This is a genomic window from Clostridium drakei, assembly GCF_000633595.2.
Classification (GTDB): Bacteria; Bacillota; Clostridia; order Clostridiales; family Clostridiaceae; genus Clostridium_AM; species Clostridium_AM drakei.
Genome location: NZ_JIBU02000023.1, coordinates 139,811 through 165,631, shown reverse-complemented (window position 1 = coordinate 165,631; position 25,821 = coordinate 139,811). Strand labels below are relative to the sequence as shown.

The window sequence follows — 25,821 nt, the reverse complement described above, 5'->3', positions numbered from 1 at the left end:
GTTTTAGCACAGGAGGAAAAAATGAGAATAGCAGTTATATCAGATATTCATGGTAATTTAGAAGCGCTAAAAACAGCATTTTGGGATATAGAGGAAAGAAATGCAGATACTATAATTTGTTTAGGAGACTTAACAGGCTATGGACCATATCCAAATGAGGTTATAGATTTTATAAGAGAAAAGAGAATAATAAGTATTTTAGGTAATTATGATGCGGCAGTAGTAGAGGAGAAGTTTAATTGTATAAGACCCAATGAAGTTAACAAATTTTGTATGCCATGGGCTTCACATGAGCTAACTGAAGAAAATAGGGAGTATTTAAAGTCTCTTCCACAAAATTTTATAGTTAAATTTCAACATAAAGAGATAGTTTTTGTTCATGGAAGTAATAGAGATATGAATGAATATTTAAAGGAGAATTCAAAGGAAGCAGAAGAAGCTATGAAAGAATTTTCTGGGGATGTATTAGTATGTGCTCATACTCATATACCTTATGAAAAACATTATGGAGATAAAATTTTATTAAATGATGGAAGCATAGGTAAGCCTAAAATAGGAAGGCCAAATGGTACTTACATTATTTTAGATATGCAAAATAATAATTTAAATGTAGAGTTCATAGAATTTGAGTATGATTATGAAAAAACTGCAGTAGCTATGGAGGAAAAAGGAATACACTTAAGCTGCATAAATAATATAAGAACTGGAATTGAATAGAAGTTTTATATATAATAAAGCTACAGGTACTTTATATTAATTAGTAAAATCATTGGGGAGTGTGATATATATGGATGAAAATGTAAGTGCAAAGGGACTTTACATGACAGTTACATTATTAGAAGATAGAATAAGAATAGAAAAAAATCAGGGTTTTTCAAAAAATTGTAAGGAACTCTATGATGAAGTAATGCTTAATGATATAGATTTAAATCATGTTCAGTGTTCTCAAGCAAGATCTATGCTTATACAAGGATATCTTCTTATGCCATTGAATAAAAAATTGGCATTTCCCAACACTTTTAATGGAAAATCAAAAGAAGTAAAGTTATGGTTTAAAACAGATGGTAATGAAAACTTTGAAAGATTTAAGCAAGCTTTGATGGAAAGAAGATAGAAAAATTAAAATGTGATATATGGTAAATATTTTAGCACATTTACCATATATCACAAAGTTTTATTTTCTATAGAATTTTTTAATAGTTTCGCATACAAAATCTACTTCTTCTTCTTTTATTTCAGGATATATAGGAAGAGCAAGTACCTTTTCGCATAGTTTTTCAGCAACAGGGAAGTCACCTTTCTTGTATCCTAAATAACTAAAACATTTTTGAAGATGAAGAGGTATTGGATAGTAGATGCTTGTGCCTATTTCATTTTCCTTTAAGAAGGCAGCAAGTTCATCTCTTTTTTCTGCTAAAGTATTAAATGCATAGTAAACAGGTTTTTGATCTCCTTTTACTACAGGTGTTTTTATATATTCACAATCTGCAAGTTTTTCTCTGTACCAATTTGCTACAACTTCTCTTTTCTTTATGGCTTCATCTATATATTTTAATTTAACTAAAAGTACAGATGCTTGCATTGAGTCAAGTCTTGAATTATAACCTATATAATCATAATGATATTTTTTAGATGCACCATGTACTCTAAACATTTTAGCTTTACTTGCTAAATTATCATCATTAGTTATTATCATACCAGCATCGCCGTATGCACCTAAAGTTTTAGTTGGGAAGAAAGAAAATACACCTAAATCTCCAATAGTTCCAGAGTGTCTATATTCAGTACCATTGCCTTTCCATCTCATACCAAAAGCTTCAGCAGCATCTTCTAAAACACGTATATTGTGTTTTGAAGCTATTTCCATAATTTTATCCATATTAGCCATTTGAGAGAAAAGATGTATAGGTATGATACCAGCAGTATTTGAAGTTATTTTTTCTTCTATTTTGTTTACATTTATGTCAAAAGTTTCTTCGTCTACATCAACAAATACTGGCTTTGCATTGTGTTTTGCAATACAAGAAGTTGATGCAAGAAAAGTAAATGGAGATGTTATAACTTCTTTTCCATTTTCAAATCCAAGTATATGAGAACCTATTATTAATGCATCACTACCAGAAGCCACACCTATTGCATGTTTTGCTCCAGTATATTTTTTTACAGCTTCTTCTAATTCTGTAACTTTAGGCCCTAATATAAAGCTTCCACTTTCTATAACATCAAAGATGGCTTTATTAAATTCTTCTTTCTTTTCTGAGTATTCTCTTAGAGAAGTATAAAAATTAACCTTCATAATTTAAAATCCTTTCCTTAATTCTTATTTTATAACTCTTTCTACAGCTTTAATAAGCTCTTTAACCACATATTCAGCATCTTCTAATTTAAGAAGGGAATAAAGTGGTACAGAAATTTCATTTGCATATTGTGCATAAGCATTTGGATAATCTTCTATTTTATATCCAAGATTTTTATAAAGTGTAAACATTGGTAATGGAATAAAATGAACATTAGTAGCTATATCCATTTCAGCTAATTGCTTTATAACTTCATTTCTTTGGTCTTCACCAAAACCTTTAATACGTAAAAGATATAAATGATAAGAAGTTACAGTATCGCCTTCCTTTTCAAATGGGATTATAGCCCAATCCTTTTCAGATAAATGCTTAGTATAAACATCAAAGATTGCTTTACGTTTTTTTAACATTTCTTCATATCTTGTTAATTGTACAAGACCAATAGCAGAACCTATATCTGTAAGATTACATTTAAAACCATCTGTTACTATGTCATATTTCCATGCTCCAGCTTTCATTTTTGAAAGAGCATCCTTTGATTGACCATGTAAAGAAGCTAATTTGAATTCTTTATATAGATCCTCTCTACCTTTAAAATTATTATTTCCAAAAGTTAAAGCACCACCTTCAGCAGTAGTGAAGTTTTTTACTGCATGAAAAGAGAATATATGAAAATCTGCTTGGCCGCCTACTCTTTTACCTTTATATTTTGCACCAAAAGCATGGGATGAATCTGATACAAAAATTATGTCCTCACGATTCTTAGCTTTTAACATTGCACGAACTGCATCATAGTCTACAGGAACTCCTGCAATATCTACAGTATAAATAGCTTTTGTCTTAGGTGTTATAGCATCTGCTATTTTATCAATATCTATTAAAAAAGTATCCTTTTTAACATCTACAAATATAGGTTTAATTCCTCTGTGAACAGATACACTGGCAGTAGCTGTATAAGTATAAGGAGTAGTTATAACTTCATCTCCTTCTTTTATATCAAAAACTTTTAAAACAAGTTCTAATCCAGCAGTGGCACTATTTAAAGCTACAGCTTTATTAGTTTCTAAATAATCAGCTAGTTTTAATTCAAATTCAGCAGTTTTAGGTCCAGAAGTGATCCATCCTGATCTTAAAACCTCTGTTACAGCTTGTATTTCTTCTTCTCCTATATCTGGTGGTGAAAATGGTATTTTTTTATTCATAAAATATCAATCCTTTCTTAAATTATTTGATTCCTTGAAAAAATCCTGTGTCCTTTGTTATATAAATTCCTCCTGTTTTTTTAATTTCTTCCTGTAAAAATTTTATAAGATTTTGAAGTTTATCTTCAGTAAAAATATCTTTTGTATTTCCAGGCATTGAAAATATGTAATCTACAAGAGGAATAGGGTCTGTTACAATTAAACTATCTTCATATCTTTTTAGTTTTACCTTTTTAAACCATTTTGAAACCTGTTTAAAACCATTTTCTAATTGAAAGTTTTCTGTTAAATCCCAACTCTTAGTAGTTATACTCTCAGAATTAAATTTTGCTACGATTTCTCTCATTTCCTTCATATGGTTCTTGCCAACTGTAGAGGCATAGAATAAACCATTATTTTTTAAAATTCGATTTGCTTCTGAGAAAGCTTTTTCTATGTCAGGTACATGATATAACATATTATTAGCAATAATTACATCAAAAGAATCATCTTCAAATGGTAGCTTCTGAGCATCAGCTATTTTAAATTTAAATCTTGATGCTTTATTTGCTAAATTTTTTTTAGCATCTTTAAGCATTCCATTAGAGAAATCTGTTAAAGTTATATTCCAATTACATGGGATGTTTGAAAAATTTCTTTCCCATAAGCTTCCATCTCCGCAGCCAACTTCAAGTATAGAGGCATCAGAAGGCACATATAAGTTATTGAAAAACCAATTCATCCATCCTTGTTTGTTGGTACTAAAAAGTTCGTGTATTCTAATTCTTGCTCGTAGATTAGAAGCATTTTCATACTGTTCAATCCATTTTTTATCAGTATTTATTACGTTTATTATATTAACAAACTTATCCCAATTTAATATATTATTGTTGTCTAACATATGTACTGCTTCATCAATGGCTTTTATAACCATTTGTATATGTTGTATTTTTTCTTCCATTATGGTTTTTTGTATTTCCAGAGGCTTTTTTAAATCTTGATCATTGTTATCATACTTTATTATATTTGATATATCCTCTAAAGAAAGACCTATAAATTTCAAGGTTAGTATTTTTTGCAAACTTCCAAAGTCTTGCTTACTGTATAACCTATGACCTAAATCATTATGATAACTAGGTTTTAGTAAGCCTATTTCATCATAATATCTTAAAGTTCTTAAGGTAACTCCTGCCTTCTTTGAAAATTGACCGATAGTAAATAAGTTATTTTCATTTTGGCACATTTTATCACCTCTACCTAGATTATTTTAACACATTACGTAAGGTAATGGGCAAGAACTTTTTTCAAAAAAGTAACATTTTTTATTTAGAACAATAGTATGTTAATAAGCATAGGAAGAATTTAAAATTAATTTATTTAATTTCAATATTTAAAAAATCATGAAAAGTTGATTTTTTATAATTTAGTAACGTTTAAGATGATAAGGAGGGTTAACATGTGCAAAAAGTCTAGGTGTCATAAACATCATAAGTGTCATAAATGTCATAGTTGCTGTGTAAGATATAATATAATTATTAGATGTTGTGATAAAAAGAAATGTAAATGCCATAAGAAAAAGAAGAAAAGATGTTGTTAAAAAGTAACACATGATTACTGTTATTAAATAATATTAGGGGATTAATATTATTTCCCCTAATATTATTTAAAATTGACATAGGAATAAGTATTAATTAAAATCAAAATATAAATTAAGGTTGTAAAAATATTTTAACATACAGGGAGATTTTAACAATGTATACAAATTTAAAAAGTTTACTTAAGACTGAAAGATTAAGACTTACATCATTAAATGAAAAAGATATATTATCTATGGAACAATGGTATAATAATGTGGATTTTTTGCGATTGTATGATATGACCATGGCTTTTCCAAAATCTTCAGCTCAATTATATGAAATGCTTAATGAGAAGAGAAAATCTAATAATAGTTATATTTTTGCCATAAGGACCTTAGAGGAAGATAAATTTATAGGTGTTGCAGGTTTTGAAAATATACTATGGAACAATGGTACATCAGTAGTATTTATAGGATTAGGAGATGAAGAGTGTAGGGGAAAGGGATATGGTAAAGAAGCTATGCAAATGCTTTTAAATTTTGGATTTCAAGAACTTAACTTACATAGAATTCAACTAGATGTTTTATCTTATAATAAGGCAGCTATCAAGCTTTATGAAAGTCTTGGTTTCAAGAGAGAAGGAGTTTATAGGGAATTTATACATAGAGATGGAAAAAGATATGATATGTATCTTTATGGACTTTTAAGATATGAAGCAGAGAACTATATGTAAATTTAAAATGAGCTGCATGGAAATAGAAATTATGTTCCATTTTCCGTGCAGTTCAATGTAATTACATTGGAAATATTTTTTTATTTTTTGTTCTTTGTTCCAATTTAGTATTTACCATAGAATAAATTACAGGTACCACTATAAAGGTTAGAAATGTAGCTGTTAAAAGTCCACACATCATAGCAACTGACATAGGTCCAAATAGTGCACTTCCTGAAAAAGCTAGTGGTATAAGTGCTGTAATAGTTGCTGTAGAACTCAATATTATAGGCCTAAATCTTTGGCTTACAGCATGAATACAAGCATTATCTATAGAAAACCCATTTTTTCTAGAATCATTTATATATTCAATAAGAAGTATAGCATTTCGTATAACTACTCCAATTAAGCTTATTATACCCATAAAAGCTGTAAGTGACAGATTCATTCCAAAAGCATGAAGTCCTATTGAAACTCCTATAAGTGACAGTGGCAGAGAACACATTATTACAAGTGGTTGCACAAATGATTTGAATTGAATGAATAGAAGTACATATATTATCACCAAAATAAGTACTCCAGCAACACCAAGACTTGTAAAGTATTTACTTATTTGAGCTTTTTCGCCGTCATATATAACTTTTATTGGATCTAAATTCATTTCATTTATTTTTTGCTTCAATGCATTTTCTATATTAACAGAATTATATCCACTTTTAACATCACTATAAATGGTTATAGTTCTTTCTTCTTTATAATGTGTTATCTTATCTATTTCTGAGTTAAGTTTAATAGATGCTACCTCATACAAAGGTATTTTGTTTTTGGTAACACTTGATTCAATGTATAAATTTTTCAAGTCTTCTACAGATGAAATATTTGTTTTGACCATAATATCATATTCACTACCATTTTTTCTATAAGTAGATGTTTTATATCCTTTAAGTGCAATATTAATTTGTTGTAGAACATCTGACTTCAATAATCCAAGTTGAGATGCTTTATTTTCATCTATATTTACTTCATATTCATAAGTTTTTTGTGCAGCATCATCTCTTACATTCATAGTTCCAGGCATATTTTTTAGCTGCTGCTCAATTTTTTCAGAAGCTTTTTGAATCTGATCTAAATCATCTCCAGTAAGTCTTAAACGTATTGGTGCACCTATAGGCATTGCTTCTTCAAGTTGCTTTACTGTAGCTGTACCTCCTGAAATGTTAGTGTCTATTTGATTTTGTATATATTCTACTAATTCCTGTCTTGTTTTAAATCTTTTTGATTTATTTAAATCTACTTTTACCATGATTTGAGCTGTATTGTCAGCAGGTGCAATTGCAGGTAATGTTACATAAAACTTTGGCATACCACCACCTATAGCTGACGTATAATTTTTAACTTCTTTTTGCTGCTTTAATATTCCTTCTATTTGATTTACTAATTTACTAGTATTTTTTATATCTGTAACTTTTTCATTTGAAACATCTATATATATTATATTTTTATCTACATAAGGGAAAAGCTGCATTCCAAGAGTTTTCATTAAAATCAATGCTGCTGCAAAGACAGCTAAAGCTGCCGAAATAACAGTCTTTTTATGCTTAAGTCCATATTTTAAAAGATGTTCAAACATCATACGAACTGGATTTGTTCTTTTGGTTTCTTTACTCTTTTTAAAGAATAAAGAGGACATGGCTGGAGTTACAAACAATGCACATAAATATGAGCAGATTACACATATTATAACAACCTGAGGCAGGCTTTTTAAAAATTTACCAACTACTCCTGATATGGAAAGGAGTGGCAAAAATGCTCCTACAATAATTAAGGTGGAAGTAAATACTGGTATAAATAGCTTTTTTATACCAATGAATGCTGCTTCGTTTCTTTTTAATCCCTCATCTATTCCAACTTGTACAACATCACCTATTACTATGGCATCATCAACAAGTATACCAAGAGCTATAATGAGTGCTGTAGTTGACATCTGTTCAACCTTAATTCCAAGTGCATACATGATAATAAAATTCATACATATTGATATAGGTATAACTGTAGAAATTACCATTGAATTTCTAAAACCCATGCCTATAAGTACTGTTATAATTACAAGTATTATTCCATCTCTAAGATTTTTCATAAAAAATGAGACAGAATTACTTACGTCTTTAGGTTGAAAAGTGACTTCATCTATTTTAAGATCAGTTGGCATTCCTTTTTTTATTGTATCTAATTTTTTCTGTATATCATTTCCTATTGGAATTATATTTTTATTTTTTTGAAAATAAGTTGCCAGTAATACTGCATTTTGTCCATTATCAGTAAACTTATAGGTAGAATCATTATCATAGTCCATATATACTTTTGCTATGTCCTTAATTCTTAAAGTTTCACCAGTACTACTGGAAATTCCTATGACAGTATTTTCTATATCATGCAATGAACTAAACATACCTGGTGTATTTACCTTTATTTTACTTGTAGCAAGATTTAAAGATCCTGATGGTATGTCTATATTTTGTGCACTCAGTATAGTACATATATCTTTTATAGATATTTCATATTTATTTATCTTGTTCCAATCTATTTGGACATTTACTTGTCTATCCTGTTTGCCTTTTACATCTATTCTAGAAACACCATTAGTATCGCGAAGTTGCTTCTTTATATCATCAGCATAATCTCCTAATTGTTGATAAGAGTAATTATTACCTGATATACTTATTATTGTGCCAGCTGTTTCTGTAAGATTAGTATTAATTTCACTATCATTACATCCGCTAGGAAGTTCGGATTTTAAATCTTTTATTTTATCTCTTAAATCTTTCCATGACTTATCTTCATCAGCGTCATTGTTCAAATTAATGATAACTATCGATGCATTACTTTCTGAATAAGATTGTACATAGTCACATCCATCAACTTCCTCAGCTTTCTGTTCAACTTTTTTAGTAACTAATTTTTCTATGTCACTAGGTGAAGCACCTGGATAAACTGTAGTAATCATAGCTGCTGGAGATTCAACATCTGGGGTTTCCTGTTTTGAAATGCTACTATAACAGTAAAAGCCACTGACTATAATTATAGCTACTAAAAATAATACAATTTTTTTATTTTTTATAGCTGCTTTAATTAATCCCATATTATATATCTCCTTTTTACTTAATTATAACTTTGTACCCTGATTTTATATTTTTCATTCCTTCAATTATAATTTTATCTCCATCTTTCAAACCTTCTACTGAAACTTTATCTTCGTTGTTATCTTCTAAAGTTATATTTTTTTTAACAGCATGTCCATTTTGAACTACATAAACATAATCTTCTCCATCATTTAAAACGCAGTTAATTGGAATAGATATAGAATTTGCTTGACCCATGTCTATGTATACTGTAGAAGTTTCACCTACATAATATTTACTAGTATCTATTGGAGTAGAAAGGTTAATTTCAGCACTATATGTTCCAGATTTACTGTCTGCTAATTGAACTATATTTATAATTTCTCCTTTTGCTTTATCATCGCCAATATTTACTTGTGCTTTTGTTCCAACTTTTACTTTCTTTACATCATCTTCTGATAGACCTACTGTAATAACTTGTTTTTCACTTCTAAACAATATTACAGGACTGCCAGCTTGCTGCATTTCTCCTTCTTTACCTAGTACATCAACAACATATCCATCCATATTGGCAGTCATAGATGCATCACTTAGCATATTTTCTTTTGATTCATAAGCTGCTTTTGCTTCATTTAGCTGGCCTAAAGTTGCCTGTTTATCTTCTGGTCTAGATCCATTTTGCAGTTGTTGAAGACTCTGCTCAGCACTATTTAAAGCATTCTGAGAATTATCCAATTGCAATTTAACATCTTGTAATTGCTGTTTTGAAATGGCACCAGATTCACTTAATTTAAGATTTTTATTATACAAATCTTTGTAATAATTATTACTGTTCTGTGCATTTTTAACTGCTATTTGCGCTTTGTTTATATCTTCCTGCTGCGTACCATTTACAGCTTTATCATATTGTGCAGCAGCAGAAGCTACTTGAGCATTAGCAGCTTCTGCTGCAAAATTAAGATCACTTTTATCTAGATCTACTAGCTTGTCACCTTTTTTTACATGTTGACCTTTAGATACATATATTTTTGAAATTTTGGCTGAACTTTTAAAAGAAAGCTTTCTAACTTCACTGCCTCCAGTTAACCCTTGATATTGTAATGACATAGGATAACTTCCACTTTTAATTTCCATAATTTTTACTGGATAACTTTTGATAGCAGTTTCTTTTTCATTATTCTTTGAAAAAACTGTAAAATATGCTGCTAATGCAACAATAATTAAAATTGCTACAGTAGATAGAAATATGATAGATAAATTTCTTTTAGTTGAAGAATCATATATTTTATTTTTTATAATGCTAAGAATTTTATTTGACATAATAAACCTCCTAATATGAGAATGATAGGTCGCGACTACATGGTCAATATAAAAATTATACCATTATGATTTTTAGTGTCAATACTAGAAAACTTTTTCATAAATGTTATAATTGTTATTGATATGATGAGAAATTCATTGATTAAATTATATTAACTATGAAATTAGGAGTGGTAATGTTGCCAAATAAAACTTTTTTTAATTTGCCGCAGGAAAGACAGGAGGAAATTATACGAGTATCTATTGGAGAATTTGCAAGTCATGATTTTGATTCGGCTTCTTTAAATAGAATTATAAATAATTTGGAAGTTGCTAAAGGAAGTTTTTACAGATATTTTGATAATAAAACAGATTTATATATTTTTCTTATTGACTATACTATAAAGAAACAATTAGATTATATAACTGATTTTGAAGCTGAGGAAGAGCATTTAGACTCTATATTGATAGCAAAAAAACTTGTTCTTCATGTGTTGCAATTTGATTTTATGTATTACAATTATGCTAATTTTATTTTTCGTGCTTGCAAAAGTGAACAATTTAAATCATATTTGCCAATGAAACGCAAAGAATTTATAGATATAGTAGATGTGTTTCAAAATAAAAAGTTGATACGTAAGGATTTAGATAAAAGCATTCTAGTTTTCTATATATTTAGGAATATGGTACTTTTGAGAGATTTTATTATGGAAAAGTTAAATATACCAGAAGCAGAATTTTCTAAAGGGTATATAACATATAAAAAGCATGAAAAATCTATAAATGAAACTATAGAAAAGTATTGTGACTTATTATTAAATGGCATAAAACAGAAATAATTTAAGAGCCTAAAAATGTAGAAAATTCCTAGTATTTAAGTAATATTAAAAATATATGATAAATATTGTGATTATTGCATGAAACATTCTGAAGATTAAAGAAATTTTAATGAAAAGTGGTGGATGAACTTTGTTTAATTTAAAGGAAAATAAAAAGATATATGTAGTTACAAATAGGCGTTTAATAGATAAAAATAGCAATCTTTGTGAAGTAATAGAAAAATGTGTATTTAAAGGTGCAGATGCTGTTATATTAAGGGAAAAAGATTTAGACTATGAAATGTTAAAACATTTAGGTGAAAAAATTAAAATTATAACAGATAAGTATAATATCCCTTTAATTATTAATGGGAATATTAAAGTAGCTTTAGATATAAATGCTTATGGGTTTCACACAGGATTTCAAAATTTTAAAAATATGAAGGGGAATGAGAATATTTTAAAAAAAATTGCTATAGGGGTGTCTGTTCATAGAGAAGAAGAAGCAGTGGAAGCAGAAAAGCTTGGTGCGAATTATTTAATAGCAGGTCACATATTTGAAACGGATTGTAAATTAGGATTAAAGGGAAGAGGAATAGAGTTTTTAGAAAAAATATGTAAAAGTGTTACTATACCAGTTATAGCAATAGGTGGGATAAAAGAAGATAACATAAAAAAGGTTTTAAATACTAAAGCTTATGGAGTGGCTATTATGTCTTCAGCTATGAAAATATGATAAAAAAATAAAAATTAACTCTATAGAAATTTTTTACAAAGGTTATATTCTAAAAGGAGAATTGGAACTATGAAATTATTGGTTATAGGTCATCCACTTCGTTTTCGAAAGATTAAAACTGAACTAAAAAATAATTTTAATGAAATTAGAGCAGAATATATGGAATACTGGGATTATTCAGAAACAAATGATGTATTAAAATATGTTAAAAATAATAGAAAGTCAATAGATGCTTTATTATTTACAGGAGAACTTGTTTTTAAATGGTTTAGTGCTAAAATGTTTAATGATATTGTTTCAGATTATGTGTACAAAGATTCTGGTTCTCTTTTAAAAATGTTATTACAAGCTTTGAATAAAGGATATGATATTTTTAACATTAGTATTGATAGTTATGATAAGGATTTAGTAGATGAAGTTTATGAAGAACTTGAATTAAATATAGATAAAAGTATACATATTTGCCCTAAGTATATATTTCAAGGGAATAACTATACGGAAGATGTATATTTTTTTCATAAGAAAAATTTTTATGAAAAAAAAGTTTCTTGCTGTTTCACAGCAATATCAAATATTTATGAAAAACTTTCTAATGATAATATTCCATGTTTTTTGTTTCAACCTACAAGAGATGTTATAAAAAATACTTTATTAAAACTTCAATTAAAACATTGCATACAGGTTAATGAATATAGTCAAATAGTTGTTATTTCTTTAGAAATAGACCTACCAGATGAAGAGTCTATAATCAATAAAGATGAGTATCAAATAATTCTAGAAAATATGGAGGTTTCTAAGCAAGTTTATATATTTGCTAAGAAAATTGAAGCTGCAGTACAAGAAGTCAATTTTAGAGGCTTTATGCTGTTTTCTACAAAGAAAATTTTGGACATAGAAACAGAAAATCTTCAAAAATTTGATATATTTGAAATGGTAAATCAAAATACTTTAAGTAAAATAAGTGTGGGTATAGGGTATGGCAAAACGGCAAGGGAAGCTAGATATCATGCTAATTTAGGCCTATTAAAAGCTAAAAAATATGGTGGGAATAAAACGTTTATTTTATATGATTCTAAGACGATAGTTGGACCAATAGATTATTTAAAAAAATCTATGACTAAGACAGATTCGAATAAAATTGATGAAAAGTTTTTAAACATTGCAGAAAAATGTGAAATAAGTGTAAATACAATATTCAAATTATATAATATTGTACAACGGCAAAAAAAAGATTGCTTTACTTCTCATGAATTGGCTGAATATTTTGGTACTACACCAAGAACCATATATAGAATAATTAATAAATTAGAACAAAATGGTTTTGCTAAAGTTATTGGCAAAAAAATAATATCTGATATAGGTAGACCTAGTAGATTAATTAAATTACTTTTTTATTGAGGTTTAAATTTATTAAAATAATTTGTTTTTAACTTTTAAATTAATAAATATTATTAGTTTAAAAGTTATTTATTTTTTTGCAATAAAATATGTATTTAGATTAGCTAAATAACATTTTATTATGATTTACAATATGTCTGAATTTTTTTAATAAAAAATGTATTTCTATTAATGACAAGTTAATGACAATATACAGTCAAAATCATATTTAGTATAATTATGTTAACCTAAATAGCTATTTTGGTATATATTACTTTAAAATAAAGATTATTGGTTTATCTTTGTTAATATTAAGATCTATTTTTATAAAAAGATTGTGAATGGAGGAAGTAAATGATATTGGATCAAAAAAAGAAGGCTTTTGAATTTATAGACTTACATAGAAACGAAATGTTGGCTTTATGGGAAGAACTTGTAAACACAGAAAGTGATAGTAGAACTAAAGATTTAGTAGATAATTTAGCAGTCAAATTGAAAAAGATACTTGAAGATATGGGAATGAATACAAAAATAGTTGAGTATAAATATGCAGGAAACTCTGTTGTAGCAGAAATAGGAACAGAGAGATTGAAAAAAGGAATTCTTTTATCTGGACATATGGATACTGTTTTTAAAAAAGGTATTACAAAAAATAATGTTTTTAGAATTAAAGAAGGTAAAGCTTATGGACCAGGAGTTCTGGATATGAAAGGTGGTATTGTTACTGCTATTTATGCTATTAAAGCTTTAAATTCAGTTGGATATAATGAGAGGCCTATAAAGGTAATTATTTCTGGTGATGAAGAAACTGGTCACTGTAATTCTAAAGGAGCTGAACTATTTATTAATGAAGCTAAGGGGTTTACAGCTGCTTTTAACTTTGAGACTGGATTCGTTGATAATGGAGTTATAGTAGGACGTAAAGGTGTTCTTCAATGCGATTTAGAAGTGGAAGGGGTTTCTGCCCATGCAGGTAATGCACCGGAAAAAGGAAGAAGTGCAATAGAAGAAATTGCTCATAAAGTAATTGATATACAGAACTTAACTGATTGGGAAGGGGGGACTACATTTAATGTAGGAACTTTACAAGCTGGTACTGTACCAAATGCAATTCCTGATTATGCTAAGGCAGAAATTGATGTAAGGTATAAAGAAGTCGACAAACGATCAGAGATTATAAAAAAATTAGAAGAAATTGCAAACAAAGTATATATAGAAGGTACAAAAAGTAAGCTAACAGTTAAAAGTTCTATGCCTCCTATGGAAACTACTGATGGTGTCAAGAAATTATTTGAACTTATTAAAAATACTTCTATAGAAGCAGGGTTTGGAGAAGTGTATGATAAAACAACAGGAGGAGGTTCAGATGCAGCTAATATTGTTATTAGTGGAGTTCCAACAGTATGTGCTATAGGTGTTAAAGGTGAATGGAATCATACTTCTAGAGAATATGCTGTAGTAGAATCATTATTTGAAAGAGCAAAACTTATAGCCGCTTGTGTAATGGATTTGAAGGAAGATTTGGTATAGATTTGCACTTATAAGAGGGGGATTAAAATGTCTGATGAAAATAAAAAAGTATCCTTAAAAGGATGGTTATCGTTAATAATTCTCATAATTATGTTTTCTGGAGCACTAAGTGGTGTTAAAGGACCACTTAAAGCTTTAGATTTTAACAATCTTACTGGAAGTTTTGGAGTGATAGCTGGAAAGATAGATTTTCATGGTAGTAAAGGTACTGGTGTTAAAGAGGGATTTTTATTTGCATTAACACTTATACCTACAGTCATGTTTGCAATGGGGCTTATTAATGTGGCTGAATCTTTAGGCGCATTAAAAGCTGCAGAAAAGGTATTTACACCATTACTTAAACCATTGCTTGGAATTCCAGGATCAGCAGGATTAGTTTTTGTAAGTTCATTTACTAGCACAGATGTTGCTGCTGTACTTACAAAAGAGTTAGCAGAGGAGAACTTAATTACAGATGATGAACGAACAATTTTTGTATCTTATCAAATTGCAGCATCGGCTGTAATTGTAAACACAATTACTTGTGGAGCTCCATTAGTCCCTATTTCAAAATTGTCAATTGGAGTAATATTTGCAGTTGAAATTATTGTAAAAATATTAGGTGCAAATATTGTGAGAGTTATATTAAAATATGATTCTAAAAAGAATAATGAAAGGAGAATTGAAAATGTCACAGCAAGCTAGCATTCAGCAAAATTCTGATAAAGTTATTGTTAAAAAAGGTGTTATAGAAGCATTTATGGAAGGTTCTAAAAAAGGTTTTTATATTGGAGTAGAAATAATTACACCTGCAATGGTACTAGGTTATGTAATAATTCAATTTTGCCAATTGACTGGATTAATGGATATAATAGGTAAATTGCTTAGTCCTATAATGGTGATATTTGGGTTACCAGGACAAGCTATGATAGCATTAATTGCAGCATTCTTTGCAAAGGCTGCAGGAGCAGCAGCAACAGCAAATTTATATGCTACGGGTGTTATCAATGCTAAACAGGCAACAATCCTTTTTCCTGCTACTATTGTTATGGGAACTTTAGTTAGCAATTATGTTAGAAATGTTATCGTTTCAAAAGTTAATAAAAAGTGGCATACACTACTCCTTTTAATTCCAATAATTGATGCAGTAATGGTTATGCTTTTAGTAAGAGCTATTCTAAGCTTTATATGATAACTATTTACCATAAGTATGTTTAATATTTATAGAAAAGTTTAACGAAGGAGATGTTAACATTGACTGATATTAATGAATTTGTTTCTGAAAATTTTGATTGTTTTAAAAAAGGTCTAAAAGAATTAATTGAGAAAAAAGGCATTAGTTCTACTGGTGAAGGCATACAAGATACTATAGAATATGTTGAATCACTTTTTAAGGATCTATTAAATGTGGAAACTGAAATTTTGAAGACAAAAGGATATCCATCAATATATGCAAGTATACCTGGAAAAAATCTATTTACTGTATTATTTTATGGACATTATGATGTAATGTCTCCAGATCCAGTTGAAAAGTGGAATACTGATCCATTTAAACTTACAGAAAAAGATGGTAAATTTTATGCACGTGGAATTGGTGATAACAAAGGACAGTTAATTGCACAAATTTTTGGTATATACAGTTACTTAAAATTACATGGAGAGTTTCCTTTTAATATAAAGTTTCTTATTGAAGGTGAAGAAGAACAAGGAAGTGCTCATCTAGCTGATGTTGTAAAAGAATATGCTGATAGTCATTTAGATACAGATCTTGTAGTTGTTATTGATGGATCAATGCATGAATCTGGACGACCTGTTTTGAGGTTAGGAAACAGAGGCTTAATTTGTTTTGAAATTAGAGTAAAAACAGGAGAATTTGATAATCATTCTGGAAATGCTGGAAATATTATTGAAAATCCAATTATGATATTGAATAAAATTATTAACAAGTTGTATTCGTTTGATAAAGATTATGTTAATATTCCACATTTTTATGATGGTGTTATTAAACCAACTGAATTACAGAAAAAATGGATAGAGGAAATACCATATGATAAATCAATTGTTGAAAAGAGATTTGGTGTTTCTAACATTAAATTTAGCAAACAAGAATATTATAATTTGCTTATGTTTAAACCAACATTTAACATTTCGGGAATTAATTCAGGATATACAGGGGAAGGGACTAAAAATATTATACCTAATGAAGCTGTTGCAAAATTTGACATACGATTAGTTGGAAATCAAAATCCTAATGAAATTTTATCTAGTATAAAAAGGATTGTGGAAGAATCTTCACCATTTGCAACAATAAAAGATTTTTCAGTATATTCGCCAACTATGACAGATTCAAATTGTCCATATATACCTTCAGCCATAAAAGCATTAAAATCTGCGTCAAATGAAGAAGTAATTGTTGAGCCAGTTATGGCTGGAGCTGTACCTAATTTTGTGTGGACTGATATTTTAAAGAAGCCAACATTAACAATACCTTATGCAAATGCAGATCAAAAAAATCATGCACCTAATGAGAATATAGATAAATGTGTATTTATTCGTGGTATTAAATCAAGTTACTATTTAATAGAAGAGTTTGGAAAAGATTTTTAAAATATAAATTAAAAGAATTGCTATTTTAAATATGTAATTTGTGGAGAAATTAGAATGTAAATAGGCTTGTCACATTAAGAAATTTATATAAAATATGTTACTTTATAAATTTTAACTTAGCAGAAGGTTTTGTAATATCTATTCTTAATGTGACAGTTTCATTATTAATGTTTTCTACACTAAATTTCTTATTAAATAAAAAAATAAAAAAGTGTTGACATTTGATAATATGGTTGATATAATTATAACTGTTCTTTGGAAAGATGGTCGAGTTGGTTTAAGGCACCGGTCTTGAAAACCGGCGTACGGGTGACCGTACCTAGGGTTCGAATCCCTATCTTTCCGCCAGATAATATACCGCTATAGGCTAAGTGCATATAGTGGTATTTGTATTTTATAAAGTAAAGTCTATATCTTAAATTGCTTGGTAAAATAAGATATAGACTAGTTTTTGCATATAACCTTGTTTATTTAGTGTTTTGTCAATTCCTCTTGATAAGCTATTCTTATTTTCTTAATCATGTTATATTCATTAAAGCTTTTATTGTAAATATTAGACACCTTCATTACTCCCATAACGCTATTAGTTAAAAAAATGCTATCTGCAGATATTAAATCTTCCTTACTGAATTCGCCTTCAGTAATATCAAAATTATTTATTATAAATTTTCTTACTACACCTTTAAGTAATCCACATTTTTTAGATGGAGTATATATTTTTTCATTTTTTATAAAAAACACATTAGAAACACTTCCTTCAGCTAGTTTATCATCAGTATTGAAAAACAATACCTCATTATATCCTTCATCAATACATTTTTCGTGTTCTAATATATTTTCTAAATGATTCAAAGATTTTAAATATGTAAGTTTAGAAGACTCGTTTCTTTTAACAGAGCTTATTTTAACTTTAAAACCTTTCTTGTACTGTTCTTCAGTATAATTATTTTTTCTAGTATTAAACAATATATTTTTTTCTGAGACCATTAGCTTTAACACACAATTATTGCACTGAAGCTTTTTTACAGCATCCATAACTTCATGTTTAGTAATTTTTTTATTTATTCCTATAATAGAAAGACCTTCATTTATCCTACATAAATGATCTTGAAGAAAGAGTGGTATGTTGTTTACGAACATAGTTTCAAAAAGTCCTCTTCCAAAATAAAAACCACTATCTAAAAAAATTTTATCATCTTTTATTATTTCTCCATTTAAAAGCATCATAATTAAAACTCTCCTTTATAGCACTTTCATTAAGGCTTTAGCCTTATCTAGTGTCTCGTCATATTCTGCTTGAGCTTCAGATTCCCAAGTGATTCCACCACCAACCCCTAGATACGCTTTTTTACCTTTCATAAGTATAGTTCTTATAACTATATTTAAATCTGCATTACCGTCAAAGCCTAAGTATCCTATACATCCTGTGTAAATATTTCTTTTAGTAGGTTCTAATTTTTCAATTACTTCCATAGATCTAACCTTAGGTGCACCAGTTATAGAACCACCAGGAAAACATGCTTTTATGCAGTCTATTGATGTGCATTCATCTTTTAATTCACCTGTAATAGTTGATACTAAATGGAATACGGTACTGTATTCTTCTAATTTAAAAAGTTCTGTTACTTTTACAGAGTAAGGTTTACATACTTTGCTTAAATCATTTCTCTCTAAATCTACAATCATTAATAACTCAGATTTATCTTTTTCACTATTTATAAGTTCTTGTCTATTTTTTAAATCTTCATCCTCATTTTTACCTCTAGGTCTTGTACCTTTAATAGGTCTTGTTTCAACAATGTTATTTTTTATTTTTAAAAATCTCTCTGGTGAAGAAGATATTAAAGTGAAATCTTCAACATTTATTAGTGCAGCAAAAGGTGCTGGATTTATGTATCTTAAGTCTTTGTATATCTCATAGGGCTCTTTTTTTGTTTCACAACAAAATCTTTGAGTTAAGTTAGTAATGTAAATATCTCCACTTTTTATAAAATGTTTAACCTTTTCTATAGTCTTTATGTATTTGTCTTTTATAAAGTTTGATGTAAAATTTGTATTGTTTCTAAGTATTTCACTATATTCGATCTTGTTTCCACTTAATATTTTATGTTTTATTTTATTTATGCTGTCTTTTTTTGATCTTAATATGCCAATGGCAGTGATATAAGTTCGCTTTTTTAAGTTATCTACTATCACTGCATTGTCATAAAAGTAAAAATAACAATCAGGTATTTTTACTTCTTCCTCAGCTATTATAGGAATATCCTCTATAGTTCTTCCTAAGTCATAGGAGAAATAACCCATAGAACCTGCTACATATGGAAATTTGGTATTGTTTTCAATTTTATATTTGTTAATAAGTTTATTAAGCTCTTGAAAAGGCTCCCCATAAAACTTTTTACCATTTATAATACAAATATTATCTTGATATTTAAAATTAGTAAAGGAATTTAGTCCTATAAAGGAGTATCTTCCCAAGTTTTCTGCCCCCATACCACTATCCAAAAGGGTAACTGTTTTATCATCCTTAAATAATGAGTAAATATCAAAAGCATCTAAATCTGTTTGTATTTCTTCAATCAAAAAATCCATATAATTACCTCCTAGTAAACTTTTTTGCTTCTTCTATAAAATTCTTAAGCATTTCATGTCCGCATTCTGTTAATTCTGCTTCAGGATGAAATTGTACCCCTTCAACAAGATATTCTTTATGTCTTATACCCATTATGACTCCATCAGTAGTTTCACAGGTTATATTAAGACATTTTGGAAGTGTTTCCTTTTCTATTATCAATGAATGATATCTTGTAACACCAACTGGATTTTTAAGACCTTTAAATATTCCTGTATTTTTATGATTCACTTTGAATACTTTTCCGTGTACAGGTTCTTTTCCTTTTATTATATTAGCGCCAAAAGCATAACCAATACATTGATGACCAAGACATATACCTAAAATAGGAATTTTATTACTAAATTTTTTGATTATATCTATACAAATACCTGATTGCTCAGGAGATTTAGGTCCTGGAGAAATTATAATTCCTTTGGGGTGCATTTTTTCTACATCTTCCAATGTTAATTTATCATTCCTGTAGACCATAACATTTTCTTTTAATTCTTCTAAATATCTTACCAGGTTATATACAAATGAATCATAGTTATCAATCATAAGAAACATATACTACTCACTCCTCTTAAAAAATGACAAAAAGACATATAGTATGTATCTTGCTTATCTAATAGTACCAACAACAAGCATACCTACGCTCTTTATAAAAGAGGAGATCTGCTGGAATTCTTGATCTTTAACTAGACAAGAATTCTTATATTGTGTATACTAGAATTCTTTCAACTTAATTCGTTAGAATTCTAAATGTACATAGGTTGGCTAAACCCTGGATAAGTTTATACACTATATGCCTTTATTTTTAAATATTATATTAATGAAAATATAAATTGAAATCTTAAATTTCTGTAATTTATAATTAAGTATAGCATATTGCTGTAATTTATAGCAATATTATTATTATAATTTAATGCATTGTGTTTCTAAAAAAACTTATTTTGCTTTAAAGTTTCATTAGCTAAAGAATTCAATATTTAAGAATATCAAATCTAGCACAACGCGTTAATTTGTATATTTATAACTTAGAGTTAGACGTCTTTTATAGAATTGTTATATTATAAATGTTATTATATTAGAAAGAGGTGAACTAAAATGGATTATAATAAAATAATTAAAAATCTCCCTAAGGTAGATCTTCACTGTCATTTAGATGGAAGTTTAAGACCGCAAACTATAATTGACATTGCTGTGAAGGAGAATATAGATATTCCAACTAAAGAATTAAAAGAATTTGAGAAGTATGTAAAGGTCTTTGGAGAATGCAATTCTTTAAAAGATTATCTGGATAAGTTTGAATTACCAATTAAAGTTATGCAAAATAAAAAAAATATATATAGAATAACTAGTGAACTCTTAGAAGATGTTTCAAAAGATAATGTAAGATACATAGAAATAAGATTTGCTCCTTTTAACCATATGCAAAAAGGACTTAAAGCAGAGGAAGTTATAGAAGCTGCTATTGAAGCTATGGAAGATGGAAGAAAAAAGTATGGAGTTATGTCCAATCTGATTTTATGTGCTATGAGGCATGAATCTGTAGAAAGCAGTAAGCGTTTAGTTGAAATAGGTAAGAAATTTTTAGGAAAAGGAGTAGTAGCAGTAGATTTAGCAGGTAATGAGCATGATTTTCCTCCAGAAATTCACAAGGAAGCTTTTGATTTAGCACAAAAATATGGATTTCATTGTACAATACATGCAGGAGAAACAGGCATAGAGAAGAATATAATAAAGTCAATTGAAATTCTTCATGCAGAAAGAATAGGACATGGAGTATATGCTTTTAAGGATGAAAAAATAGTTGAATATTTAAAAGATAAACAAATACCTTTAGAAATGTGTATAACAAGTAATATTGATACTAAAGCTGTTAAAGCCTATGAATTTCATCCTATAAAAAAATATTTGGATGAAGGATTGGTGGTAACGGTAAATACAGACAATATGACAGTTTCTAATGTATCTCTAAATAATGAGTTTAATCATTTAGTTAAAGAACAAAATTTTACTTTAGAAGATATAAAGAAGGTAATAAAGAATGGAATAGAAGCTTCTTTTGCTTCTGAGGATGACAAAAATATATTGAGAAAGCAGTATGAAAAGGCTTTGGAAATATTATAAGTAGAATAGAGGAGTTAACTTAAACTTCTCTATTTTAATTGACAAAGTTTTTTGCCCTAATTATAGAATTACAAACAATCTTGGAAAATTTATAAATATCATTAAAGCTTACCTTTTTATTAAGCAGCAGATATTGAAGTTTTTCTGATACGCTGCACATAATACTGCTGTGACCTACTGAAGGCATATTTTTACCTAAAGCAGAACCTGGATTTATGCCGCCATTTTTTAATAATATCATTCCAACGTCATCTTTAAGGGATAAAATAGAATCTACAGTTAAAATATGCTTTTCCTTTTTCTCTATATGAGTAAGTTTACTTTTAATATTTAGAGAATTAATGGGAAAATCTAATGTACCATATACTTTAATATTTAAATTTTTTTTGTTTTCTTCAATAAGAGTACCTGTAAAGGGGCCAATTAGATCCTCTATACAATCATTTGTACCTAAGCATATTATGGCGGTATCTTTATTTATAAGATTATTAGTTATTAGTGATTTTACTATTATATTTTCGGCATAAGGGGAAGTTAATCTAACTTTGTCTACAATCATAAATATCACCTTTGCATAGTAAATGTTTAAAAATTTATAATTATTGTTCCCTATAATAATTAAGTTATTAATGAGTAAATTATACATATGTTAACATATAAAAGTACTATTTTAATGTATTTTAATATATAAATGATTAAAATTAAATCTAATACTGAAAATAATGATAAAATTTACATAAAAATGTGTAAAGTTTGAGAAAATATTGACGAAATATACATTATGTGGTATATTCACATAGCAATAAAATATATATAATTTACAGGGGGTAAATATGAAAAACTTAAAAAGAAATTTAGCAATATGCATGAGTTTGCTAATGATTCCTTTAATGCTAATGGGATGTAAGCCTAAGGTAGGTCCTGATGAAACTGCGAAAACTTTGGTTGAATTTGCTATTAAAGGAGATCAAAGTGGTGTATCAAAAATTGGAGTATCTCAAAATGAAATTAATGATGCTGTAAAGGCTGAAAAAAATGGGTTTCTTAAAGAAATAAAAAGCACTTTTACAACTCAAGGATTAAATATTACAGATGCACAGGTGAATGCAATTTACAATGCTATTATGGATGACTTTAAAAAGGTTACAGTAACTGCACAAGTTGCTTCGCAAAATGACAAAACTGCTGATGTAAAATTGAAATCAACTTATTTTGATTTAGAAGCAATTTCTATGAAAGCTGCAAAGGCTGCTATTGCTGAATTTGAAAATTCAGGAATAACAGATGAAAAAGAGCTTAAAACAAAATTAACAGATGCTTTTGTCAAAAATTTAATAACAGAATTAAAAAATACCAAGCCATCAGAAGCTAAAGAAAAAACTTTTAAATTTGTGGTAAAGGATAAAGTTTGGTTACCAGAAAATGAAAGTAAATTCTTTTCAGATGTAGCTAAATTAGTTTCTGGTCAAAAATAAAATTTCATTTGGAATTTAATTTAAATATTAAGGGACTATCTTATAAACACATTTTATGTGATATTAAGAATAGTCCCTTTTTATATACTAGTTAGCAGGTTTATCCAGTGATAATTGACCTTTCATTATCATATAATTAAATATTTGGCTAAAAAGATCTTTAGCTACTGGTGCAGATACTTGACTGCCATAATAGTTTGATGGGTCAGGTTCATCTACTGAAACTAGTAAAGTAATTTTAGGATCATCTACAGGTGCCATACCAGCAAAAGAAGAAAAATACTTATCAGTTTCGTAGCCACCGCCTTTTGGATTTGCTTTTTGAGCAGTTCCAGTTTTACCTGCAATATGATAGCCTTCAATAAAAGCATTATGTCCAACTCCACTACGTTCACTTACTACTTTTTCTAAATAAGTTCTTAAAGTAGCAGCAGTATTAGAATCAAGAATTGACTTTTTACCAAGGTCAGTAAAGGTTTTATCTACTACAGGATTATTGTTTTCATCTGAATGAGTTATTTGCTTCATAATATGAGGTTTTATCCAAGTACCACCATTTGCTACAGAATTAAAAGCAGCTAAATATTGGACGGCAGTAACTGAAAGACCTTGTCCAAAAGCTAAAGTAGCCAAGTCAACATTAGTTAATTTTTCAGGGTTCTTAACTATACCAGTAGACTCTCCAGGTAAATCAATACCTGTTTTTTGACCAAATCCAAATAAAGAAACATAGTATCCTAAACGTCCTTTTCCTAACTGAAGTCCTAATTGGACAAATCCTACATTACAGGAGTTCTTAATTATGTCAACAAAACTTTCTGCTCCATGACCATTTAAATCCCAGCAGTTAATAGGATGCTTATCCACTTGCACACTGCCATTACAATAAAATGAACTATTTTCATTTGCTACATTTTCTTTCATTGCTGCATAGGAAGTAATTACCTTAAATATAGAACCAGGTTCAAAAGCACTTTGTACAGCAATGTTTTTTACAGCATCACCCACGGATTTTACAGGATTCCCTTTTGAATCTTTTCCTGGATTGTTTGGATCAAAATCTGGTTTGTTTACCATGGCTAATATTTCACCGGTTTTAGGATCCATCACAGTTATGGTAACTGATTTAGCCTTGTTATCAGTTAGAGCCTTTTGAGCAGCTTTTTCTGCTATGGATTGAATGTTCTCATCAATAGTTAAAACAACATCTTTACCATTAACAGGAGCCTTATAATCTGAATTACCATAGGGCAATTGAGATGTATTTCTATCTCCTTCAAAGGTAGTGCGTCCAGGAGTTCCTGATAATTCCTTATTATAGTTTAGTTCTACACCAGAAACACCATTGCCTTCTAAATTTACATAACCGAGTACTCCAGCTAAAAAATTATTATTTGGATAATATCTTTTTGAATCAGAAGATATAATAAGACCTCTGATATTTAAATCCTTTATTTTATCTACTTGAGGTTTATCAACACCTCTAGCTAGAATAGCAGATTGTATTGGTTTTCCATTAGGTAAAGTTCTGTTTAAAATAGTAGATATTTTATCAGTGGTTACATTTAGTATAGGTGATAACTTTTCAGCGAGTTGATCCATTGTAATTTTTTTATTTATTAAAGTTTCTCTTAATGTAACCATATCAAGATCAACTCTATAGGCATTCATGCTCACAGCTATTTCCATACCATTACGATCTAGTATTCTACCTCTTCTGGCAGGAATCTCATAATCCTTTGTCCATTGATCTAAAGCTTTGGCTTTATAGACTGGAGACTTAATATGCATGATATAAAAAAGTCTTCCTATTAAACCTAAAAATATAAAAATTAGCATAACTAGTATAAAAAATGATTTTTTAGATGAGTTGTTTTTTCTCTTTTGTACCAGAATGGTTACCTCCTTTTTCAATGATGGCTTTTTAGCAATCATATAATGTTATAAAACTATTATAAGATATAATCCACAAAAAAGCATAAAATATAATAAAAAATTTAATAAATTGTGCTGTATTAAATTTAAATTGACCATAATTTACTAGAGTGATATAATAAAAAACATAATAAAATAATAGAATTTAGAGTGTGAGAGTCACACGAAGGGGTACACCACCATGGGTGTAGTTTCTTCGTGTGACTTTTTTGCTTATGCAAAAGAGGTGATTATGTGATAAAACTAAATGAAAAAAAAATAAATTGTACTAATGATATATTTTTGGACAAGCTTCTTATTAGTGAAGGCTATTCACTAATAAGAATTGCTGTTGAATTAAATGGTGATATAATACCAAAATCTCAGTATGTTAACAAAAAGATTGAAGATGGTGACTCTATCCAGGTAGTTGGTTTTGTAGGAGGAGGTTAA

23 protein-coding genes and 1 tRNA gene are annotated in these 25,821 nt (G+C 28.5%); 14 read left to right on the top strand and 10 right to left on the bottom strand.

Going from position 1 to position 25,821, the window contains the following annotated elements:
* Window positions 1-21: 21 nt before the first annotated feature.
* On the top strand, window positions 22-717 hold the full coding sequence (locus EG57_RS0212580) for a metallophosphoesterase family protein (RefSeq protein ID WP_032077558.1): 696 nt from the start codon (window positions 22-24) through the stop codon (window positions 715-717).
* 70 nt (window positions 718-787) lie between these two features.
* Complete coding sequence (locus EG57_RS0212575; RefSeq protein ID WP_032077557.1) at window positions 788-1,114, top strand: hypothetical protein; 327 nt, start codon at window positions 788-790, stop codon at window positions 1,112-1,114.
* Window positions 1,115-1,174: 60 nt separating this feature from the next.
* Here the strand turns inward: EG57_RS0212575 and EG57_RS0212570 are convergent, their stop codons facing one another.
* From EG57_RS0212570 to EG57_RS0212560, 3 genes are read right to left on the bottom strand one after another with little or no spacing between them, the layout of a single operon-like run.
* Entirely contained in the window at window positions 1,175-2,296 is a 1,122-nt protein-coding gene (locus EG57_RS0212570; RefSeq protein ID WP_032077556.1) for a DegT/DnrJ/EryC1/StrS family aminotransferase, read from the bottom strand.
* Between the two features lie 24 nt (window positions 2,297-2,320).
* The gene (locus tag EG57_RS0212565; protein WP_032077555.1) at window positions 2,321-3,499 is read right to left on the bottom strand and encodes a DegT/DnrJ/EryC1/StrS family aminotransferase; all 1,179 of its coding nucleotides are present in this window, start codon (window positions 3,497-3,499) and stop codon (window positions 2,321-2,323) included.
* Window positions 3,500-3,521: 22 nt separating this feature from the next.
* On the bottom strand, window positions 3,522-4,721 hold the full coding sequence (locus tag EG57_RS0212560; protein ID WP_032077554.1) for a MerR family transcriptional regulator: 1,200 nt from the start codon (window positions 4,719-4,721) through the stop codon (window positions 3,522-3,524).
* Window positions 4,722-5,230: 509 nt separating this feature from the next.
* On the opposite strand from EG57_RS0212560, the gene EG57_RS0212555 reads away from it, so the two are divergent.
* Window positions 5,231-5,788 carry a GNAT family N-acetyltransferase gene (locus EG57_RS0212555; protein ID WP_032077553.1) on the top strand — a complete coding sequence of 186 codons (558 nt, stop codon included), beginning with the start codon at window positions 5,231-5,233 and terminating at the stop codon, window positions 5,786-5,788.
* Between the two features lie 61 nt (window positions 5,789-5,849).
* On the opposite strand, the gene EG57_RS0212550 is transcribed toward EG57_RS0212555, so the two are convergent.
* Window positions 5,850-8,906, bottom strand: a complete 3,057-nt coding sequence (locus tag EG57_RS0212550) for an efflux RND transporter permease subunit (RefSeq protein ID WP_032077552.1) — start codon at window positions 8,904-8,906, stop codon at window positions 5,850-5,852.
* Window positions 8,907-8,922: 16 nt separating this feature from the next.
* Window positions 8,923-10,134, bottom strand: coding sequence for an efflux RND transporter periplasmic adaptor subunit (locus tag EG57_RS0212545; protein ID WP_032077820.1), 1,212 nt, complete (start codon window positions 10,132-10,134; stop codon window positions 8,923-8,925).
* A gap of 248 nt (window positions 10,135-10,382) precedes the next feature.
* Between EG57_RS0212545 and EG57_RS0212540 the strand changes: the two genes are divergently transcribed.
* The 8 genes from EG57_RS0212540 to EG57_RS0212505 all read left to right on the top strand — a co-directional run bounded on the left by EG57_RS0212540 (window position 10,383) and on the right by EG57_RS0212505 (window position 17,580).
* Complete coding sequence (locus EG57_RS0212540; RefSeq protein WP_242859845.1) at window positions 10,383-11,024, top strand: TetR/AcrR family transcriptional regulator; 642 nt, start codon at window positions 10,383-10,385, stop codon at window positions 11,022-11,024.
* Between the two features lie 130 nt (window positions 11,025-11,154).
* Window positions 11,155-11,739: a thiamine phosphate synthase gene (locus EG57_RS0212535; RefSeq protein ID WP_032077550.1), complete on the top strand. Its 585-nt coding sequence runs from the start codon at window positions 11,155-11,157 to the stop codon at window positions 11,737-11,739.
* A gap of 69 nt (window positions 11,740-11,808) precedes the next feature.
* The gene (locus EG57_RS0212530) at window positions 11,809-13,137 is read left to right on the top strand and encodes an HTH domain-containing protein (protein WP_032077549.1); all 1,329 of its coding nucleotides are present in this window, start codon (window positions 11,809-11,811) and stop codon (window positions 13,135-13,137) included.
* A 333-nt stretch (window positions 13,138-13,470) separates the two neighbouring features.
* The gene (locus tag EG57_RS0212525; protein ID WP_032077548.1) at window positions 13,471-14,646 is read left to right on the top strand and encodes a M20 family metallopeptidase; all 1,176 of its coding nucleotides are present in this window, start codon (window positions 13,471-13,473) and stop codon (window positions 14,644-14,646) included.
* Between the two features lie 27 nt (window positions 14,647-14,673).
* Complete coding sequence (locus EG57_RS0212520; RefSeq protein ID WP_032077547.1) at window positions 14,674-15,330, top strand: nucleoside recognition domain-containing protein; 657 nt, start codon at window positions 14,674-14,676, stop codon at window positions 15,328-15,330.
* Window positions 15,314-15,817, top strand: coding sequence for a nucleoside recognition domain-containing protein (locus EG57_RS0212515; RefSeq protein ID WP_052037896.1), 504 nt, complete (start codon window positions 15,314-15,316; stop codon window positions 15,815-15,817). The genes EG57_RS0212520 and EG57_RS0212515 overlap by 17 nt, the downstream gene beginning before the upstream one ends.
* 62 nt (window positions 15,818-15,879) lie before the next feature.
* Window positions 15,880-17,232, top strand: coding sequence for a M20/M25/M40 family metallo-hydrolase (locus tag EG57_RS0212510; RefSeq protein WP_052037894.1), 1,353 nt, complete (start codon window positions 15,880-15,882; stop codon window positions 17,230-17,232).
* Between the two features lie 257 nt (window positions 17,233-17,489).
* Window positions 17,490-17,580: transfer RNA gene (locus tag EG57_RS0212505), tRNA-Ser, on the top strand.
* A 123-nt stretch (window positions 17,581-17,703) separates the two neighbouring features.
* Here the strand turns inward: EG57_RS0212505 and EG57_RS0212500 are convergent.
* The 3 genes from EG57_RS0212500 to EG57_RS0212490 are packed head-to-tail and all read right to left on the bottom strand — an operon-like array spanning window position 17,704 to window position 20,413.
* Window positions 17,704-18,459 carry an aminotransferase class IV gene (locus EG57_RS0212500; RefSeq protein WP_032077545.1) on the bottom strand — a complete coding sequence of 252 codons (756 nt, stop codon included), beginning with the start codon at window positions 18,457-18,459 and terminating at the stop codon, window positions 17,704-17,706.
* Between the two features lie 15 nt (window positions 18,460-18,474).
* The gene (pabB, locus tag EG57_RS0212495; RefSeq protein WP_032077544.1) at window positions 18,475-19,824 is read right to left on the bottom strand and encodes an aminodeoxychorismate synthase component I; all 1,350 of its coding nucleotides are present in this window, start codon (window positions 19,822-19,824) and stop codon (window positions 18,475-18,477) included.
* 4 nt (window positions 19,825-19,828) lie between these two features.
* Entirely contained in the window at window positions 19,829-20,413 is a 585-nt protein-coding gene (locus EG57_RS0212490) for an anthranilate synthase component II (RefSeq protein WP_029161622.1), read from the bottom strand.
* A gap of 540 nt (window positions 20,414-20,953) precedes the next feature.
* On the opposite strand from EG57_RS0212490, the gene add reads away from it, so the two are divergent.
* Entirely contained in the window at window positions 20,954-21,979 is a 1,026-nt protein-coding gene (add, locus tag EG57_RS0212485) for an adenosine deaminase (RefSeq protein ID WP_032077543.1), read from the top strand.
* 34 nt (window positions 21,980-22,013) lie between these two features.
* On the opposite strand, the gene EG57_RS0212480 is transcribed toward add, so the two are convergent.
* Window positions 22,014-22,538 carry a DUF1256 domain-containing protein gene (locus EG57_RS0212480; RefSeq protein ID WP_032077542.1) on the bottom strand — a complete coding sequence of 175 codons (525 nt, stop codon included), beginning with the start codon at window positions 22,536-22,538 and terminating at the stop codon, window positions 22,014-22,016.
* A gap of 274 nt (window positions 22,539-22,812) precedes the next feature.
* On the opposite strand from EG57_RS0212480, the gene EG57_RS0212475 reads away from it, so the two are divergent.
* Entirely contained in the window at window positions 22,813-23,454 is a 642-nt protein-coding gene (locus tag EG57_RS0212475; protein WP_032077541.1) for a DUF5105 domain-containing protein, read from the top strand.
* Between the two features lie 87 nt (window positions 23,455-23,541).
* On the opposite strand, the gene EG57_RS0212470 is transcribed toward EG57_RS0212475, so the two are convergent.
* Complete coding sequence (locus tag EG57_RS0212470) at window positions 23,542-25,389, bottom strand: stage V sporulation protein D (protein ID WP_032077540.1); 1,848 nt, start codon at window positions 25,387-25,389, stop codon at window positions 23,542-23,544.
* Between the two features lie 234 nt (window positions 25,390-25,623).
* On the opposite strand from EG57_RS0212470, the gene thiS reads away from it, so the two are divergent.
* A complete protein-coding gene (gene thiS / locus EG57_RS0212465; RefSeq protein ID WP_032077539.1) occupies window positions 25,624-25,821 on the top strand; it encodes a sulfur carrier protein ThiS in 198 nt (65 codons plus the stop codon).